The sequence below is a fragment of the Planctopirus sp. SH287 genome (assembly GCF_056500625.1).
Genome location: NZ_CM151403.1, coordinates 5,429,672 through 5,446,744 on the forward strand (window position 1 = coordinate 5,429,672; position 17,073 = coordinate 5,446,744).

At 54.6% G+C, this 17,073-nt stretch carries 15 protein-coding genes and 1 other RNA gene; 11 read left to right on the forward strand and 5 right to left on the reverse strand.

Annotated features, from left to right (window positions below):
• Positions 1 to 324 precede the first annotated feature (324 nt).
• The 3 genes from SH287x_RS20190 (at position 325) to rclC (ending at position 3,534) form a co-directional block, all read left to right on the forward strand.
• Positions 325 to 1,758: a DUF1254 domain-containing protein gene (locus tag SH287x_RS20190; protein WP_479518746.1), complete on the forward strand. Its 1,434-nt coding sequence runs from the start codon at positions 325 to 327 to the stop codon at positions 1,756 to 1,758.
• Between the two features lie 75 nt (positions 1,759 to 1,833).
• Positions 1,834 to 2,838 (forward strand): helix-turn-helix domain-containing protein, encoded by a 1,005-nt coding sequence (locus SH287x_RS20195; RefSeq protein WP_479516211.1) that lies wholly within the window; start codon positions 1,834 to 1,836, stop codon positions 2,836 to 2,838.
• Between the two features lie 69 nt (positions 2,839 to 2,907).
• The gene (gene rclC / locus SH287x_RS20200) at positions 2,908 to 3,534 is read left to right on the forward strand and encodes a reactive chlorine resistance membrane protein RclC (protein WP_479516212.1); all 627 of its coding nucleotides are present in this window, start codon (positions 2,908 to 2,910) and stop codon (positions 3,532 to 3,534) included.
• Between the two features lie 255 nt (positions 3,535 to 3,789).
• Here rclC and SH287x_RS20205 read toward each other — a convergent pair whose 3' ends face one another.
• Entirely contained in the window at positions 3,790 to 4,638 is an 849-nt protein-coding gene (locus SH287x_RS20205) for a cysteine peptidase family C39 domain-containing protein (RefSeq protein ID WP_479516213.1), read from the reverse strand.
• Between the two features lie 347 nt (positions 4,639 to 4,985).
• Between SH287x_RS20205 and SH287x_RS20210 the strand changes: the two genes are divergently transcribed.
• Positions 4,986 to 5,582 (forward strand): phospholipid scramblase-related protein, encoded by a 597-nt coding sequence (locus tag SH287x_RS20210; protein WP_479516214.1) that lies wholly within the window; start codon positions 4,986 to 4,988, stop codon positions 5,580 to 5,582.
• Positions 5,583 to 5,654: 72 nt separating this feature from the next.
• On the opposite strand, the gene SH287x_RS20215 is transcribed toward SH287x_RS20210, so the two are convergent.
• Positions 5,655 to 6,677 (reverse strand): AAA family ATPase, encoded by a 1,023-nt coding sequence (locus SH287x_RS20215; RefSeq protein WP_479516215.1) that lies wholly within the window; start codon positions 6,675 to 6,677, stop codon positions 5,655 to 5,657.
• A 191-nt stretch (positions 6,678 to 6,868) separates the two neighbouring features.
• Entirely contained in the window at positions 6,869 to 7,720 is an 852-nt protein-coding gene (locus SH287x_RS20220; protein ID WP_479516216.1) for a thiazole synthase, read from the reverse strand.
• 165 nt (positions 7,721 to 7,885) lie between these two features.
• Between SH287x_RS20220 and SH287x_RS20225 the strand changes: the two genes are divergently transcribed.
• From SH287x_RS20225 to SH287x_RS20240, 4 genes are all read left to right on the forward strand, one after another.
• Complete coding sequence (locus SH287x_RS20225) at positions 7,886 to 8,203, forward strand: hypothetical protein (RefSeq protein ID WP_479516217.1); 318 nt, start codon at positions 7,886 to 7,888, stop codon at positions 8,201 to 8,203.
• The gene (locus SH287x_RS20230) at positions 8,190 to 10,565 is read left to right on the forward strand and encodes a BatA domain-containing protein (protein ID WP_479516218.1); all 2,376 of its coding nucleotides are present in this window, start codon (positions 8,190 to 8,192) and stop codon (positions 10,563 to 10,565) included. Before SH287x_RS20225 ends, SH287x_RS20230 begins: the two co-directional genes overlap by 14 nt.
• Before the next feature lie 142 nt (positions 10,566 to 10,707).
• An RNA gene (rnpB, locus tag SH287x_RS20235) (RNase P RNA component class A) lies at positions 10,708 to 11,109 on the forward strand.
• Between the two features lie 418 nt (positions 11,110 to 11,527).
• Positions 11,528 to 11,764: a carbon storage regulator gene (locus SH287x_RS20240; protein WP_479516219.1), complete on the forward strand. Its 237-nt coding sequence runs from the start codon at positions 11,528 to 11,530 to the stop codon at positions 11,762 to 11,764.
• 374 nt (positions 11,765 to 12,138) lie between these two features.
• On the opposite strand, the gene SH287x_RS20245 is transcribed toward SH287x_RS20240, so the two are convergent.
• Positions 12,139 to 13,134 carry a sugar phosphate isomerase/epimerase family protein gene (locus SH287x_RS20245; RefSeq protein ID WP_479516220.1) on the reverse strand — a complete coding sequence of 332 codons (996 nt, stop codon included), beginning with the start codon at positions 13,132 to 13,134 and terminating at the stop codon, positions 12,139 to 12,141.
• Positions 13,135 to 13,471: 337 nt separating this feature from the next.
• Between SH287x_RS20245 and SH287x_RS20250 the strand changes: the two genes are divergently transcribed.
• From SH287x_RS20250 to SH287x_RS20260, 3 genes are all read left to right on the forward strand, one after another.
• On the forward strand, positions 13,472 to 14,452 hold the full coding sequence (locus SH287x_RS20250) for a DUF1559 domain-containing protein (protein ID WP_479516221.1): 981 nt from the start codon (positions 13,472 to 13,474) through the stop codon (positions 14,450 to 14,452).
• 201 nt (positions 14,453 to 14,653) lie between these two features.
• Positions 14,654 to 14,998, forward strand: coding sequence for a hypothetical protein (locus tag SH287x_RS20255; RefSeq protein ID WP_479516222.1), 345 nt, complete (start codon positions 14,654 to 14,656; stop codon positions 14,996 to 14,998).
• Between the two features lie 112 nt (positions 14,999 to 15,110).
• The gene (locus tag SH287x_RS20260; protein WP_479516223.1) at positions 15,111 to 16,088 is read left to right on the forward strand and encodes a phosphotransferase enzyme family protein; all 978 of its coding nucleotides are present in this window, start codon (positions 15,111 to 15,113) and stop codon (positions 16,086 to 16,088) included.
• Between the two features lie 277 nt (positions 16,089 to 16,365).
• Here SH287x_RS20260 and SH287x_RS20265 read toward each other — a convergent pair whose 3' ends face one another.
• Positions 16,366 to 16,911 carry a carboxypeptidase-like regulatory domain-containing protein gene (locus SH287x_RS20265; protein ID WP_479516224.1) on the reverse strand — a complete coding sequence of 182 codons (546 nt, stop codon included), beginning with the start codon at positions 16,909 to 16,911 and terminating at the stop codon, positions 16,366 to 16,368.
• Positions 16,912 to 17,073 lie beyond the last annotated feature (162 nt).

Consider the following 17,073-nt stretch of genomic DNA (forward strand, 5'->3'; position numbering starts at 1 on the left):
GCTTCTCCCTGAAGGAGAGGGAGTCTTCTCGATTAGACTCTTACTGATATCTTCACGGGACACGCGCACCCAGTTCTGTTATGGTAGAGGGGCCGATTTTTATCGCAGCAGATTTTCTGATCAGCTCAAGATCAATGGCTGGTCGTGGATGGATGCCTGTTGAATTCAAAGTCGTGAACGGTTTCAGGATTGATACCCAAAGCTGTGTCAGCGGGTTCAATCACGCCCAAGATGAAATCCCAGCGAATATCATGCTGATCGAGAAAAAGAAGCAAAAACATGAATCTGCCAAAGCGAACACTCTTCACCATCGTGCTGACCGGCATGGTTTCTCTGGCCTTCTTCACGGGGTGTGGGAAGAAAAACGATCCTGTCTCGGCAGCCGCTGAAGCTGACAAGAAAGCGGGGATCGCCGTGCCTGGCATCGTGGAAACGAAGGCTATTGCCGAAGAGGCGTTTATCTACGGGCTGCCGCTGGTGATGAATTACGCGGTGATGCAGGAGTTTGCCGTCGACAAGAACTCGGGGCAGTTCAAGGCAGGCTTTAATGAACTCAAGAACGAGCACCGCGTTGCGACTCCCGAGGACACGGCGGTCATCACGCCCAACAGCGACACGCCATATTCCATCGGCTGGCTGGATTTACGCGCCGAACCGATGGTGATTTCGGTTCCTGCGGTCGATAAAGAACGCTACTACGCCGTGCAACTGATCGACGGTAATACCTATAACTATGGCTACATTGGCAGCCGTGCGACTGGCACCGAAGCCGGTGACTATCTGGTTGTCGGCCCCGATTGGAAAGGCGAGAAGCCAGCGGGCATCAAGCAGGTTTTCTCATCCACAACGCCGTTCGCGCTGACCCTGATTCGCACTCAGCTTTTTAATGCTGAAGATATGCCGGGCGTGGAAAAAGTCCAGGCTGGCTATCAGTTGCAGCCGCTATCGGCCTTCCTTAAACAACCCGCGCCGCCCGCCGCGCCGAAGATCGATTTCCTTCCCGCCACCACGGCAGGAATCAAGGAGAACTTCTACGAGTATCTCGATGCTGCGCTCCAGTTCGTGCCCGCCACGCCCGCCGACCAGGAGATTCGCGCCAGACTGGCGACCATCGGTATCGGGCCGGGCAAGCCATTCCACTTCAAAGATCTTTCGCCCGAACACAAGGCTGCCGTCCTGCTGGGGATGAAGGAGGGAGATGGCAAGGTCGACAAGTTCCTCAGCAGCGGCATGAAGAATATCAACGGCTGGAATGTGGGGGCCTTCTTCGGGGATGCCGTTTTTTATCAGGGTGATTGGCTCAAGCGGGCCGGCGCATCCAAGGGGGGCCTCTATGGGAATGATGCCATCGAAGCTACATATCCCTATACCCGCGTAGATGCCGCGGGCGAAACGCTCGATGGCAGCAAGCATAACTACACCATCACCTTCCCCGCCGGACAACTTCCGCCGGTGAATGCCTTCTGGTCGGTGACGATGTATGACGGCAAGAGTCAACTTCTGGTCAAGAACCCGATCAACCGTTACCTCATCAACTCGCCGATGCTGCCAGACTTGAAGAAGAATGACGACGGCTCGCTCACGCTCTATCTCCAGAAAGATAATCCCGGTGCTGACAAGGAAAGCAACTGGCTCCCCGCGCCCAATGACACGATCTACCTTGTCATGCGACTTTACTGGCCGAAGACAGAGCCACCTTCGATTCTTCCGGCTGGCGAAGGGACATGGAAGCCGCCCGCCATCCAACAGGTGAAGTGAAAGCCTGTCTGAGAAAAGTCCCTCTCCCGCTGGCGGGTGAGGGACGGGGTCAGAGGATTGGCATTGGAAACACGGATGGTTCATCGGCCCTCTCATCCCAATCCTTTCCCACGAGGGGAGAGGGAGCCTACCCGGAGAGAGTCTCAGAGCCATCTCGCCGGTAACCTGTATGACCCTCGTAAGGGCGATCAAGCGATTCGCACCCAAAGCCTGCGTCTCGACTGCAAGCCCACCGATCCGGCGCGCACCAATTACTTTTCCATCTACTTCATCAACTCCGGCTCCGGGATGTTTTGGGCCGACGCTTCCCGTTTTGAATTCAGTCCTGATTCACTGCTGTTCTTCGTCCCGTATCAGCACATCCGCTTCCTGTCGGACGAACCGGTTCACGGTGAGGTCATCCAGTTTCACGCTAACTTCCTCTGCGTGGAGACGTTCCACGCCGAAGTCGGTTGCAGCGGCATCCTGTTCAACGATCCTTACGGCATCCCTGTCGTCACGCTGGACAAACAGGCGAAGCTGGAAGTGACGAACCTGATCGATCGCATTCGGAAGGAACAGAGCAATAGCGACCTTGCCTTTGGCGAGGTCATGCTGGCTTACCTGAAGGTGCTGCTGATTATCGCCGCTCGGATTAAATCACCCAAACCCGGTACTTATGCGTCCGGGGCCAATGACCTCCGGCATCCGATGCTTGTCCAGCTGCGTGATCTGATCGAGCAGAACTTCCACACCTTGCATTCCCCCGCCGACTACGCCAGGCAGTTGCACGTGACGGCGAAGACGCTCGGAAGAATCGTTCGCGAGCATCTGGGAACTACGCCGACCGATCTCATCCGTAACCGCATTCTGATTCATGCCAAGTGGCAACTGCTCCACACTCTCAAGCCGGTGAAAGAGATTTCACGTGAGCTTGGTTTCAGCGACGAACTGTATTTCAGTCGCCTCTTCAAGAAAGCGACCGGTTATTCACCAACCTACTTCCGTGAGTTCGAGACGGAAATTCGAGGCGGGAGCAATCTGTCCATGTTTTCGGATCATGCGCCCATTCTGCGATCCGTTGCGGCTTCCGATACTTGAATCATGGCGGTGAGAGAACCGGGACGCTCCGGGAACAAGCCGCTCCTGACTTTTGTGGAGGAAGCAAACATGGGCGTGCTGAAACTGTTTGAACTGATGTCCCGGATGGACAAGGTGGGTGTGATCGTGACCCGGGTCGCGCTGATCATTGTGCTTCTCTGGATCGGCGGATTGAAGGCATTTCGATACGAAGCAGATGGGATTGTGCCATTCGTCGCCAACAGCCCGACGATGAGTTTTTTCTATGCCGACCCCGGCAACTACAAGGCCCACAAGAACCCGGAAGGCGCACTGGTTCCGGCGAACCGGACATGGCATGAAGCGAACCGCACTTACGAGTTCGCTTATGGATTGGGAACCGTGATCGTCATTTATGGCCTGCTGCTTTGCCTGCACCCGTGGTTTCCCCAAGTGGCGGCGGTCGGTAGCTTCCTGGTCTTCGTGATGTCGTTCGTCACTCTTTCGTTCCTTATCACAACGCCCGAATGCTGGGTTCCGGCTCTCGGCGATGCCCAGCACGGGTTCCCGTATTTGAGTGGAGCCGGCAGACTTGTCATCAAGGATGTCATCATGATGGGTGCGGCCCTCGTGACGATGGCCGATTCCGCGAAGGCATTCCTCCGAAAACGAACGGCTGCTGCTGCTTACTTGGCGGCCACTGTGAAAGAGGAACGGCCACTCACCGCCGGCGTGTAAGTATTGAGGTGGCGGATGATGTACCTTGTAACCCTCAACCTACGTTGAATTGCGGTCACTCACGTGTCGTCTCAACTCGGCTTCCCTGCCCCAGAGGCCGGTAGTAAAGAGTTCAAACAACGTCTTGTCATCCCGGCTGATAGAACGTTGCCCCGGCCTTCTTTAATTACGTGATGAGTTACGAAGGAGGGGACGTTGATGGCCTTTAAATGGTTAATGCTTAGTAGAAGAGAGGCGTGGGATCGTCTCTTTTTTTTATCGCACGCGCAGGCCGTTGCCTTGCCAGAGTGTCTCCAGTTTTTCCTCCGACCAAAGCTCCAGCCCAATGGCGGGATCAGCGATCATGAATTCGCCGCCTGGGGTGCGGCTGAGGATGACAACCGAATGCCCCATGCCGGGAATCCAGCCCCATTCTTCGGCAAAACGCGGATCCTCAACGCCTAAGGGGAGTCTGACGGCAGCGAGCACGGGCCATTCGTCCTGCTGGAGCAGTTGCTTCAGGCCGGGATCAGTGATTTCCACTTGCCGGTTGTTCCTCGACGCGACAAGTTTCAACCCTCGATAGAGTCCCAGAGTGGGCGTGCCGTCATAATCTGTCAGACAAAGTGGGATCATGTCGCGTTCGCTGATCGGGATTCCCACCGCAGTGAGAAGAGTGGCGGCGGCAGCCGGACTGCAGGTGGCCCAGGAGGTCTGCATAGCCACCGATCCTTCCCACTGATCCTGACCTTCGGGCGGTCGTCGAATCGCCATCGAAAGCAATGGCCACAGGATCGCGGCGAGTGACACGCCAGCCAGAATCATCGCCATGCCGATCCGTCGCCACTTCACAATCCGCGGCATGCGCCAGGCCCAACCTGCTCCCAATGCGGCAAAGATGGCTGCCAGGTTGGTATAGATGATGGCTGCCGAACTGGGGACAATTCGCGCCCAATAGAGCTGCCCGGCAAAGTAGAGCAGGAAAAAGACAGCAGCGACAATCGACAACGTCAGAAATAGCATGACCCATTGGCCTCTCACTGGGGAGAGAAACCGCGAAGAAATCAGGCCTGCGCCTGCGGAGACAATGATCATGACGCCGACGGCGATCCAGATATCCAGCATGGCAGTGTGCTCAATCATTGATGAAGGATGGCGAATTTTCAGCGACGCTGTAATCAGCGGACAATCGGTGACATGCAGGCTACCGTAACGGCTGATCGCCCTGTGAAAGTCTTACGACAATGCGGCGGATCAACGCCAGATCCTGGACTGAAAATCTTCAAAAGGCGACTGGTCAGCTCAGGATTGGCGAAGACTGGTGTGCTGCACCAGAGATCACGCATTATTCACAAATCGGCACTCAAACAACATCTGACTGAACAAGATCTGGCTGAGTCTCATGTCGGTGTGATATGGTCTGCCGGTGAGTTGCGCCACTATCAGACGTTACGCAGAAATGAGGTCATTGAATGTCGATACTGGATCGTTCCACGTTTTTTATCAAAGAACATGCCGGCATTATGAAGCTGGTTGATCGGTATGATATTTTTGATCCTGATACAAACGAAAAAATCGGAGATGTCGAAGAACAGCCCGGCACACTGGTGACCTATTTGCGGCTGCTGGTGAATAAGCAGTTGATGCCGACGAAGATTCTCGTGACAGAAACAGCCACCGGTGGGACGCTCTTTGAGATCCATCGCGGAGTGGCCTTTTTCCGGTCAAAAGTGACCGTGGTCGCTCCGGGTGGTGAGTTGATCGGCTATTTCAAGTCCAAGCTCTTTTCGTTGGGTGGCGGCTTTCTGCTCTATGATGCCAACGATCAGCAGGTGGGTGATGTCAAAGGGGACTGGAAAGGCTGGAACTTCAAGCTTCTCAGCACTTCGGGTGATGAGTTGGGGACTGTCTCCAAGAAATGGGCGGGCCTGGCGAAAGAGATGTTCACCTCGGCGGATAACTATGTCGTCGCACTGAACCCTTCGATTCAATCGAACGCCGGTCTGGCCACACTGCTGCTGGCCGCCGGCCTGGCGATTGATACCGTTTTCAAAGAAAACAAAGGTTAATCTCACTTGCAGTGAACAAGGCCAGCCCGAGTGCTCATTCGGGCTGGCCTCAAACCGACAAGAGCAATCGGATCAGCGGCGTGAGGGGCGATCGTCTTCATCGTCGTCGTCCTCATCTTCTTCATCGTCATCATACATGTCGTCTTCATCGTCATCGTCGATCTCGTGACGATCGGGATGAAGGGGATCATTGGGTGAAAAGAAGAAGTCCCCCAGTCCCATGGGCATGACATCCCCGCCGAGCGTTTGCCGGTTTTTCGCCGCCAGCCGGTCGAGATCCATCGCTTCTGATCCCAGGCATGCTTCGAGGGCCTGGCGCCAGGCGTCATCACGCGAAAGCGGATGCTCAGGGTCTTGAGCAACACGCTTCATGGCGTAGCGAAGAACGTTAATGCCGTCTCGTGTGGAGAAATCGAGCTTCAGCCCATGGGATTGTTGCAGGAATTCGACGGTCAGATTCAGAATATCTTCGGCGGCAAACGGCAAGTGATAACGGAGAATCGCCAGCTCATCTTCGCGTGCGGGGTGCCCCAGGGTCAGCGTGGGTTGAAGGCGGCTGAGAATGTAATCCGGGATTTCAAACGTCGATTCGTCTTCGTTCATGGTGACAGCGCAGCGGAAGTCGCGATGGGCGGGAATGGTGACCCCTGCCACGATTGATTCCGCGTAACGGCGGTGATCGAGAAGCGGAGCCAGGCTGGCCCACGACTTCTCGTTCATCCGGTTTCCTTCATCCAGAATACAGACGCCGCCACGAATCATCGCTGTGACCAGGCCAGAAGCGTGATAGCGAATCTTCCCATCTTCGGCGAGCACCGGCGTGACCAGCAGATCTTCCGGGCGCGTGTCAGCCGTGCATTGGTAAATATAAACCTCTTGCCCCCGCTGCCGACCGGCGGCAATCGCCAGCGTGGTTTTGCCAATGCCGGGAGCGCCAATCAAACGAGGCGCCAGGGGCAAGTCTCGCTCGTCCACCACCAGCCAGCAGGCCAGAAGCTGCATCAGCACTTCCCGCTGACCGATCCACTCTTCGTTAGTGCGATCCGGTGAGGATAAGTGGAGGGTGATTCCGCCAATTTCAACCACTTCAGCCATCTGATGCTTTCTGTTAATGCCTCAGGCCACAGGCGGCCTGTTTTCATTTGAATCAAACAAGATCATCGAAGAATTTGTCACCAATTCCAAACAGGAGAAGGAGTCCTTGACTCAGTCCAGCAGCGACTGAGTCTGGCATCCTGAGTGGCCATGGCCTGAGTAGCAACGGCCTGAGTGGCATTGGCAAAAGTTTAGCCTCGAACTCCGGGTGAGATCATGCCGGCTTCGGGACTGGAAGCAGTCGCGTACATCTTCCGGGGAATCCGCCCCGCGCGAGCCGCCAGATACCCGGCCTGACAGGCCAGTCGCATCGCGACCGCCATCTGCCGGGTGTTCTGCGCACTGGCAATCGCGGTGTTGAGCAGCACGCCGTCGCAACCCAGTTCCATGGCAAACGCCACATCACTGGCAGTCCCCACACCGGCATCAACGATGACAGGGTAATCGGGATCGTTTTCTTTGAGATACTCCAGGCAGATGCGGATGTTATTCGGATTGAGAATGCCTTGCCCACTACCGATCGGGCTGCCGGCAGGCATGACGGAAGCGGCTCCTTCGTCTTTGAGCCGCTTGGCGGTGATGGGGTCATCAGTGGTGTAGACCAACACTTCAAAACCATCTTTCACCAGTTGCCGCGTGGCTTCGACGGTCGCCACAGGATCTGGGAGCAGGGTCTTCTTGTCGCCAAGAACTTCGAGCTTCACCCAACTGGCGCCGGGGTTCTCAAGACCTTCCAGAATTTCGCGGCCCAGGCGTGCTGTCCGGACTGCGTCCTCTGCGGTGAAGCAGCCTGCGGTATTGGGGAGAATGGTGGTTCGAGCCAGGTCGATGAAATCGAGGATATTGCGACCGGATTGATCGACCAGCCGTTCCCGTCGGACGGCGACCGTAACCACATCGGCATTGCTCAATGCGAGGCACTCCCGCATTTCTTCAAACGTGGCGTATTTCCCGGTTCCCACAATCAATCGAGAAGCGATTTCGTGAGTTCCCACGCGAAACCTGGGGATCTCTGGAGAGTACAGGGCATCGAGCGTCGACATGGGCAAGAACCTTCCAGAATCCTCTGGCATGAATCGGTGTGAGTGTGGTCAATTGTGTTCGTAAGCGGCGGGCAGGGGCCGCCTTTCCAAGAGGATCCTGCCAGAGCAAAGCCTTCTCGCGGTCTATCGTCCCAGATGATACACGAGAGGAACGAGCAGTCGTGAGTGAACCCGGTATTCGTTCCCAATCACTCACAGACTGTCAGCCCCTTCGATGGAACGCAAGCGGAGCGAGGGAAGCAGCGACTGCTGGGAAAACTCCCACCAGAAATTGACATCGGGAAAATCACCGTTGGCTTGCCCAGAGCGAGTATGATCAGTGATTGTTACGAGGTTGTTGAATGCCTGCTGTTTGTGCCTTCACAGCCGCGAGGCTGGGTTGTTGAATGGCAATCCTTCGTAGACCTGCATGCGATCGAAGACATCTTTTTTCATGATATCCACTGCCGATCTGAGGGATTGACTCACTGTGAGTTTTATTGAGCCATGGCTGCTGTGGGGGTTGCTGCTGGGAGCGATTCCTCTGGCCATGCACCTGCTGGCTCGTCGTCAGCCCGTGAAAATGCCATGGGCCGCGATGCAGTTTCTTCGGGCGGCGGTAGAGAAAAACCGCCGGCGCCTGCGTTTTCAAGAGTTATGGCGACTGCTGTTACGGTTGGCAATCATTATGCTTCCGGCCGCAGCGTTGGCACGCCCGATCCTGATGTCCTCCGTTCAGAGCGGGCCATCTCGTGTCTCCACCCGGCATGTTTTGTTGATCGACGCGACGCTCAGCATGGGCACCCAATTGGCGAATCCCGGGGAAGAGGCCGCAACTTCTCAACCTGGAAGAACGGCCTGGGACTCGGCCATTCAACGAGCTAGTGACATCATCAGCCATGCGCCGTCAGGCACTGCATTTCAAATAGCCGTACTGGCAGGTGATCAACCTCAGGCGATTGTCCGTGATCCGTCATGGTCTCAGCGGGATCTGCTGGAAGAGATCCCGCGACTGTCGTTGACCGATGCAGCGGCACAGCCATTATCAACTCTTCGGATGATCCGCACCTGGGTTGATCCTGCAACACAAACCAGCAGCTCTCGTTTTGAGCGGCAGCAGGTCACGATCCTGACCGATTTGCAGGCAGCAACATGGAATCTGACGGAAGGCTCTCCGCTGCGGGAACCTCTGGCTGCGATTGGCCAGTTCGCTGAGATTCGCTGGGAAAACATGGGGGAACCTATCGTGACCAACGAAGCGATCACCCACCTGGAGCTTTCTTCGCCTCTCGTGATGCGCAAAGAACCTTTTCGTGTCACAGCGACTTTGGAACATTGGGGAAGCACGACATCGGTGACTCCTGCTTTCAATGCGACACTCTTTAACGCCACACTCTGGGTGGACGGACAACTGTCGCAAACACAGCAGGTGGAGCGGGTTGATCGCCAGCCGATCAAAGTGTCATTCGAGTTGCAGTTTGAAACGCCGGGAGAACGGTCACTGGAAGTCAGGCTTTCACGGGGTGAGATGCAAAATCTGGCACCGGGTGAGCAATCTCGTCGCAACGAGGGAGTGGATCGTCGTCCGGCAGATGACCGGCGGTTTCTGATTGCAAATGTGCGCGAAGCGTTGCGAGTGTTGCTGGTTGATGGCAAACCGTCTCAGGTTCGTTTTGAAAACGCCACGGATTACCTGCGACTGGCACTGGATCCCGCCAACGACGAACAACAATTTCAAATACAAACAATTTCGGCAGACGAGATTCTGTCATCGCGTCTGGAAACCTTTGACGTGGTCTGTTTGTGCGACTTGCCATCGCTTTCCACACAGGAAGTCTCCGTGATAGAAGACTATCTGCGGCAAGGAGGCGGCGTGGTAATGGGGTTTGGTGGGCAGGCAAAGCTCGCCGATTTTCGCACCGCTCTCAGTCTGTCGAATGCTCCCTGGTGGCCAGTCGACTTAGGTGACATTCAAGGAGATTCTGCCAATCCCGAGGAAGTCTTTGAGTTTGATCCGTTGGGCTACCAGCATCCCATTGTGGCTCCATTTGCAGGCCACGCGGGGACAGGACTGGTGACCACCAAGACCTTCGCTTACTTGCAACTCGTTCCCCGACCACAATCGGAAAGTCAGGTGGCGCTGCAATTGACATCCGGTCATCCGGCGATTGTCACCAGTCCGGTGGGTGCTGGCCGACTGGTGATTGTGGCCACACCGTTTGATCGTTCGTGGGGAACCTGGGCCGTATGGGGACACAGTCTGGTGCCACTGGCGCATGAAATGGTGCGATATGCCGCTGGGGCACATGATTTCCAGCAAAGCCTGGTGGCTGGCGACGACCTTGTGCCGCGAAGGCTGGTTTTGCCTCGAATGGGTTTAACCGCAGCAATGCCTGGACGATTGCCAAACCCTGTTGCATCAACTGATGACCAGCCCTGGTTCCTTGTCGCCCCCCATGGCGAGGAAAAATTGGTGACCCCATCATCAGGCCAGTCTTTGGGACGTTCCGAGCAGGCAGGGATTTATCGTTTATTCCAGCGAAGCCAGTCGGGAGGGCGTACGATGACTCAATGGTTTGCCGTGAATCCAGACACTCGGGAATCACCACTGGAAGTCGTGGAGTTGGTAGAAGCGAATCGTGTGACAGCGACTGGGCAGGCCAGCGGAGCGAGAGTTCCTGTCATGCCCGGAATGGAGTCTGGTCGTGTGGCCAACGCTGATTCCCCGGCACCAGAGACGGCCTTAAAAGAGAACTCTGCCGGTGATTGGTTATCTCAGTTCCTGCTTTTCGCCGTCCTGGTGTTGCTGTTGATGGACGCGGTTGCTGGCCAGGGTTTGAAGTCATTATTGACCTGGCGAAGGTAAGGCGTGAGTTCTTCCTGCTCTGGATTTTCCAACCTGCTCACAAACAGCGTGAAGTGGTGACGGTGAAACCAATCTGTCGCAACAATTTCGTGTGATCAGCACCATGTTTCCCATTGGGATCTGCTAGACTTGGGGCGACTCTGGAGAAGAGGCAGGCAGTCGCTGCGCAGTTGATTGATCATCCTTGATGGTCAAAAAACAGCGGAGAGGAAAGTCCGGGCTCCGCAGGAGACGGCGGTGGATAACGTCCACCATCCGTGAGGGTCGGGAAAGTGCCACAGAAAAGATACCGCCGGGAAAACTTACGTTTTTGCGGTAAGGGTGAAATGGTGCGGTAAGAGCGCACCGCGGTTCGGGCGACCGAACTGGCAGGGTAAACCCCGCCGGGAGCAAGACCAAGCAGAGTGGAAGGCGGATTGATTCCGCTTCAGGCCTCTCCGGTCTGGAACCACCACTCGGGTCGGTTGCTGGAGGCTGCTGGTAACAGCAGTCCTAGAGAAATGATTGCCCACGACAGAACCCGGCTTACGCAGCTTCTCCAGAGTTCTTGATTCCCCTGAAGGCCCAGGGCTTTCCATGTCTCCCACTGTTTCAGTTCGCCAGGGTATCGGCAAAAATTTCCGATTTTTTTTGCAAAGAAAGGAAAATTCTCGTAAACCTTGACGAATCGTGGGTACGTTTACTTATTGAAGTAACTTCCATTCTGAGTTGACAAGTCGAAGAGGTGCGAGCGGGCCACCGGGTCTGCGGGCAAGTTCGGAGACCTGTCGGGATAGAGTGGTTGTACCACGCCACCAATGGATGGAATCCGGTGGACTGATGGCACGTGTCGAGAGGGAAACAGAATCTGCTGTTCACTGTCGATGATGTGGGTAGGAATGGGATCGGGTTCGCATGTCGCTGTGTGCAACACGAAAGACTGCATGTAAAGGGACTGCTAACGAAAGGACAAGGAGGTTGAAATGCTGGTGTTGTCGCGAAAGGCTGGTGAGTCTCTGGTGATCGGCCAAGGGATTCTCGGCGAAGGTGTTCAGGTCACCGTGGTGGCTGTGCAGGGAAACCGTGTGCGGCTGGGAATTACTGCTCCCGCAGAAGTGAGCATTCGTCGCCAGGAAATCGTTCTCGAACTTCCTGATGGCATGACGTTGGAAAGCTCGCCAGGGACTTGCGTCCAATCGCGAGCTGTGGAACTGGTTTAAACTCGAATTGGTTTCTCAATTCGAGTGATATTAAAACCCCGTGGAGTCGGGCGTGGTGTGATTTTCATTCCACGTTTGGCTGGATGGTTTTCTCTCCCTTTGAATTCTGAGAGGGTCGAGGTTCAGCTTTGCCATAGCAAATCGCTGAGGCATCAGAAAATTGACGACGCTCCAGTCATTGAGCGTCCTATTCATTTCAAAATTAAACCCCCGACCTTGATCGGGGGTTTTCTTATTCACAAGCCGCCACAACACCCGGTAACGGGTCAATGGAGCTTCAATTTAATTTTGGCAGATTAAGCAGTGGGTGGTCAGCAGGCCAGCGAGCCTGCGGATGAGTTCAATAACCTGTCAGGACAGAGTGGTCGTACCACTTAGTCGCTGAAGGCGGCGTCGAATGCTCGACCGCTGGGCTTGAAGTCGACATTTTTCACGTATTGGCAGGCTTCACGGGCGCCATGCTCGCGATCCATGCCGCTATCTTCCCATTCAATCGAGAGGGGGCCTTCGTACTTGACATGATTCAAAGCGCGAATGATGTCTTCGAATTGGACTCCCCCCCGGCCCACACTGCGGAAATCCCATCCCCGGCGAGGATCACCGAACGACAAATGACTGGAGAGAATTCCACTCTTCCCATTCAGGGTGACTTTGGCGTCTTTCATATGGGCATGATAAATGCGATCCGGGAAAGACCGGATGAATTCGACGGGGTCAACACCTTGCCAGATCAGGTGGCTGGGGTCGAAATTGAAGCCAAACTCTTCACGCCGCTCGAGAGCCTGAAGCGAGCGCTCGGCTGTATAAATGTCGAAGGCAATTTCCGTGGGATGAACTTCCAGCGCAAACTTGACGCCACATTCCTGAAAGACATCCAGGATCGGATTCCATCGATCGGCGAGCAGCTTGAAGCCGTCGTCGATCATCGACTTGGGAGTCGGCGGGAAGTCATAAGTCAGGTGCCAGATGCTTGACCCGGTAAAGCCATTCACCACACCGACGCCCAACTTGCTGGCGGCTCGGGCCGTGTTTTTCATTTCTTCAATGGCACGTTGATTGACGCCAGTCGGGTTGCCGTCACCCCAGACGTAAGCGGGGAGAATGGCTTTATGCCGCAGATCAATTGTGTCAAGAACGGCCTGCCCCACGAGGTGATTGGAGATGGCAAACACCTGCAGGTCATATTTTTCCAGCAGGTCGCGTTTGCGTTGGCAGTAGCTGTCGTCGGCAAGTGCTTTGTCGACTTCAAAATGGTCGCCCCAACAGGCGAGTTCGAGACCATCAAAGCCGAAATCACGGGCTTTCTTGCAGAGGTCTTCCAGTTTGAGGTCGGCCCACTGGCCAGTGAAAAGCGTGACAGGGCGGGACATGAATAAGCCTCGGCGCCAAAGGACTGTGGACAAATCATCAGGCTGAAAATCGATAGCGACCACAACCGATGGCTTCGGGCCGCATCACAGATCAACAACCTCACACGAAAGAATGGTATGGCCCTTTCAAACAGGTTTGTAAAGGGTCAGAACAACAACCATGCAAGATCAATAAGATTCACACAAAGAGAGCCTGGCTCATGAATCAAAGGGAAATTTCTGTCTCCCCGCCACTTCCATCAAAGAGACAGTATGTTATGATGAGTTGATCCCTTCTTCTCTTGGCCGATCTGGCCCCTTTTAAATGCGTATTCACGCGCCCATTTCGGAGTCTTTCATGTTGACCTCTCAGAAAAACTATCAACGCGGCTTTACTTTGATCGAATTGCTGGTGGTGATTGCCATCATCGCCATTTTGATTGCCCTGTTGTTGCCTGCGGTACAGCAAGCTCGGGAAGCGGCACGGCGTACTCAATGCCGCAACAATCTCAAGCAGTTGGGTTTGGCGCTGCACAATTACCACGACAACTTCAACCGGATGCCACCAGCCGCTGTCAATTTGACTCTTGGGGTCGGCGCCAATCGCGAAGATTGTCGTATCGCGACGTGGTCAGCGACATGGGTGCTTTCCATCCTGCCGTTTATTGACGGTGGCCCCCTTTACAACAATTACAACTTTTCCGTCACTGGTCGAGATGGAGATGCAACCACAGGAAACAATCGCGTCACGCGAACGAACCTCACGGCGATGAACTGCCCTTCACATCCTGAAATTCGCACACTTTTGACCCAGGACTTTACGGGTTTTGCCAAGGGGAACTATGCTGCCAATGTCGGGGCTGGTCGAATACTCCATGATGCCGATGCGGGAGATAGCAACCTGCGCGGGCCTTTCAGCACCGTCAGAATGTATGGCGCCAATTTCCGCGATATGACCGACGGCAGTTCCAATGTGATTCTGGTCAGTGAAATTGTAAAAGCCAATCACGATGCCGATGATCGCGGAGCCTGGGGTTGGTGCTCTGGCCCGACTTTTTCTGGTCGGGGATTTGGGAATGGTGTTCTCACCCCGAATTCACGCACCCTGATGGATTCATCACCTTACTCATCCAACGACACCACCAACACCGTCTTCAATTGGCGCAGTAATCCCGATGGTGCCAATACGACAGGCGTGGCGATGCGCAGCTTCCATACCGGCGGTGTTCATTCCACATTTGGGGATGGAACGGTTCGCTTTATCAGTGACAACATCGATCAGACCACCTACCTGCGACTTCTTTCCATGTCCGATGGAAACACCGTGGGTGAATTCTAATCAGGGTGATCACGCTCGAAGCACATACGTTTGCGTATGACACTCAACAGATCAGCGATCAGGCTTTCACGCTCGGTCGCTGATCTGTTTTCTGGATCAGCGAAGTCGCTTTGAATGATAAAAGTGGCGACTTTCTGGAAGTGGAATCATCTGCATTTATAGATAACGAGTTCTAATCGAAGCGACTAAAGGAGTCTCCCGATGAACCATCAGTTCCCTGTATTATTACGTATGCTGGTGCTTGGTCTCTGCTTTGGTGTCGCAGCTTGTGGTGCCCCCAAGCCCCAGAAAAGTGAAATCTCCGAAGGATTAAAGAAACACATCACATCAATACAGGAGACTGTGAAAAAACAGCCGCGACGAACTAAAGAGGAAGTCACCATGCTGATCGAATCGCTTGATAGCTATGCGAAACAATATGGCCAGCCATTTACCAATATTCGCGACAAAGCCGTCGCGATGAAATCGGCCTGGGCCGACAAAACAGACGCCGCGACCATGAAAAATGACTTTGACACCTTTGCTGACGAGGTATCAAAGCTTTAAATAGTGGTTCGTTAATCCTGAAAAGCGGGATGGGACAGGCTATAACGCCAAACAACGGATCACGTGATGACGCATGCTCCCCGGAGAAAGCCCTGACACAACCAGAATGTCAATGAACACTCTTCCCCTGGCAACGCTGGAGATCCTTTGCAAGCCTTTTGGTCTGGCAGCACAGTCCGCCGTTTTTATTGCCTGTTCGCAAAACGTGGTTTATGCCATTAATGACTCGATACTGCGTGTTTCTCACCGTCGTGGCCAGACGCAAGAATTGATTGAAAATGAGCTGCGCTGGATTGATGATCTCGCAGCCCGTGGGTTGCCTGTTTGTCCTGTCATCCGGTCATTATCAGGGCGACGTTGCGAGCAAATTCTTGTGGATGGTGAAGAGTATCTCGTCTCGCATTTTCCTCGGGCGACGGGACGTCAAGTCGTCGTGAGCGATGTTGACGACGATCTTTACAGGACGCTGGGCAAACTGATCGCCCAGTTGCATGCGGCATCGTTTGATTCCCATCCCGCAGCCTCGACTCAGTTCGCCAGACCAGCCTGGTATGAGTCGCGTCTTCTCAATGACGATGTGGTTCGATACACCATGCCCGCCGATCAGTTGTTTCGTAAGCAAGTGCGACAGCTCATTGACGAATTAAAAGACAACGCTGACGATCCCGCCGGTCTGGTTCATGGCGATGTGTCATTCAGCAATACTTTTCTCGACGGACAGGCACTCTGCCTGTTCGATTTCGATAACTGTGAAATCGGCACCGTGGTGCAAGACCTGGCGACCGTCTTCTACGACGCCATTTATTGCCATCTTCTCAACCGGGTCCCGGCGTCAGAACTCCAGGCAATATACCGTCGCCGCTGCCAGATCGTGCTGAACGCCTATCGTTCTGTCCGCTTGTTGCCAGTTTTACCAGGCGAACGTTTGCGGAAGTTTCTGATACTCCGGGAAGCGATCATCTACACGCATTATTGTCGCATTCTGGATCATGCCAGCCTGTCTGCTCAGTTCAAACAGGGCATGGATCAGATGAAATCAAATGTGGAGCGATTGAAGACAGATGCTGAATTTGAAGATGCTAAAATGTGATACGGATTCCGGGATTTCACTGCGTCCTGTGTGCCATGCTCAGGATTGATGACTCCCGTGCCATGCTTGCAGCGATTCAGGAGGCAAAAACGTTGTGTGTCAAAGACAGCTCAGACCCGTGAGTATGGCACGGAGATCGAGATGCGAAATGGAAAAGACCCCTTCGCAATTGGGGCAAAAAAAATCAGCCACCCTGAGACGGGATAACCCGGTTCCTCAGGATGGCTGATCTGTTTTATCGCTGCTCAAGACCTTCAATCGAAGGCAGGCATCGAGCTTATGGCGTCTTGGAGTTCTTGTTGGCTTCGTTCAAAGCGACGCCGCCCAGCGTAGTTCCAAGGGCACCCAGGCCAACGCCTGTCCATGTCCAGAAAGAGGTTCCGTTGGCGCCAGACACAGGACCAAACTGACCACGAACTGGCGAAGCGGAAGAAACCATCACCACGCCGTTCTTGGCGTTGGGAGGAGCGGTACGCTCTGTCCAGACGCGGTAAGTTCCTTCGCTGTTACCAGCAGAAACCTGATAAACACCACCCTTGAGTCCGCCAACAGCGAACTGGCCGTTAGTGTCAGAAGTGGTACGAGCCACTTCCTTGTCACCTTGACGAACCACCACGAGAGCGCCGTTCAGGGACAGGCCCTGAGCGTCGACCACGCGACCGTTCAGATGACCACCCGCAAGGGCCACATCCAGCACGGCTGGCTGCACAGCAGCAGGAGCTGCCGAAGCAGGAGGAGCGGCACTGACAAGGGTTGCAGGCATCACCATGCTGGCGGCTGCCACAGCAACTGCAAAGCTCTTCACAAAATCGAAACTCTTCATCGCGACAAGTCCTTTTGCTCAGGAGTTTCTGACGCGGGCGAAACTCCTGCCCTTACAAGGACAGTCATTCCCCACGAACATAGAACACAGGCACACTCCGAATCATCCCATCACAGTTTGCCCCATGGGGACTTCTGACCGGGATTATCATGAGTATGGTCG

Excerpts from the sequence above, each read along its gene's own strand:
- SH287x_RS20240 (WP_479516219.1), top strand. The coding sequence starts at position 11,528 with ATGCTGGTGTTGTCGCGAAAGGCTGGTGAGTCTCTGGTGATCGGCCAA.
- SH287x_RS20245 (WP_479516220.1), bottom strand. The coding sequence starts at position 13,134 with ATGTCCCGCCCTGTCACGCTTTTCACTGGCCAGTGGGCCGACCTCAAA.
- SH287x_RS20205 (WP_479516213.1), bottom strand. The coding sequence starts at position 4,638 with ATGCTGGATATCTGGATCGCCGTCGGCGTCATGATCATTGTCTCCGCA.
- SH287x_RS20220 (WP_479516216.1), bottom strand. The coding sequence starts at position 7,720 with ATGTCGACGCTCGATGCCCTGTACTCTCCAGAGATCCCCAGGTTTCGC.
- SH287x_RS20190 (WP_479518746.1), top strand. The coding sequence starts at position 325 with ATGGTTTCTCTGGCCTTCTTCACGGGGTGTGGGAAGAAAAACGATCCT.
- SH287x_RS20260 (WP_479516223.1), top strand. The coding sequence starts at position 15,111 with ATGAACACTCTTCCCCTGGCAACGCTGGAGATCCTTTGCAAGCCTTTT.
- SH287x_RS20250 (WP_479516221.1), top strand. The coding sequence starts at position 13,472 with ATGTTGACCTCTCAGAAAAACTATCAACGCGGCTTTACTTTGATCGAA.
- SH287x_RS20215 (WP_479516215.1), bottom strand. The coding sequence starts at position 6,677 with ATGGCTGAAGTGGTTGAAATTGGCGGAATCACCCTCCACTTATCCTCA.
- SH287x_RS20210 (WP_479516214.1), top strand. The coding sequence starts at position 4,986 with ATGTCGATACTGGATCGTTCCACGTTTTTTATCAAAGAACATGCCGGC.
- SH287x_RS20265 (WP_479516224.1), bottom strand. The coding sequence starts at position 16,911 with ATGAAGAGTTTCGATTTTGTGAAGAGCTTTGCAGTTGCTGTGGCAGCC.
- SH287x_RS20255 (WP_479516222.1), top strand. The coding sequence starts at position 14,654 with ATGAACCATCAGTTCCCTGTATTATTACGTATGCTGGTGCTTGGTCTC.
- rclC (WP_479516212.1), top strand. The coding sequence starts at position 2,908 with ATGGGCGTGCTGAAACTGTTTGAACTGATGTCCCGGATGGACAAGGTG.
- SH287x_RS20195 (WP_479516211.1), top strand. The coding sequence starts at position 1,834 with ATGGTTCATCGGCCCTCTCATCCCAATCCTTTCCCACGAGGGGAGAGG.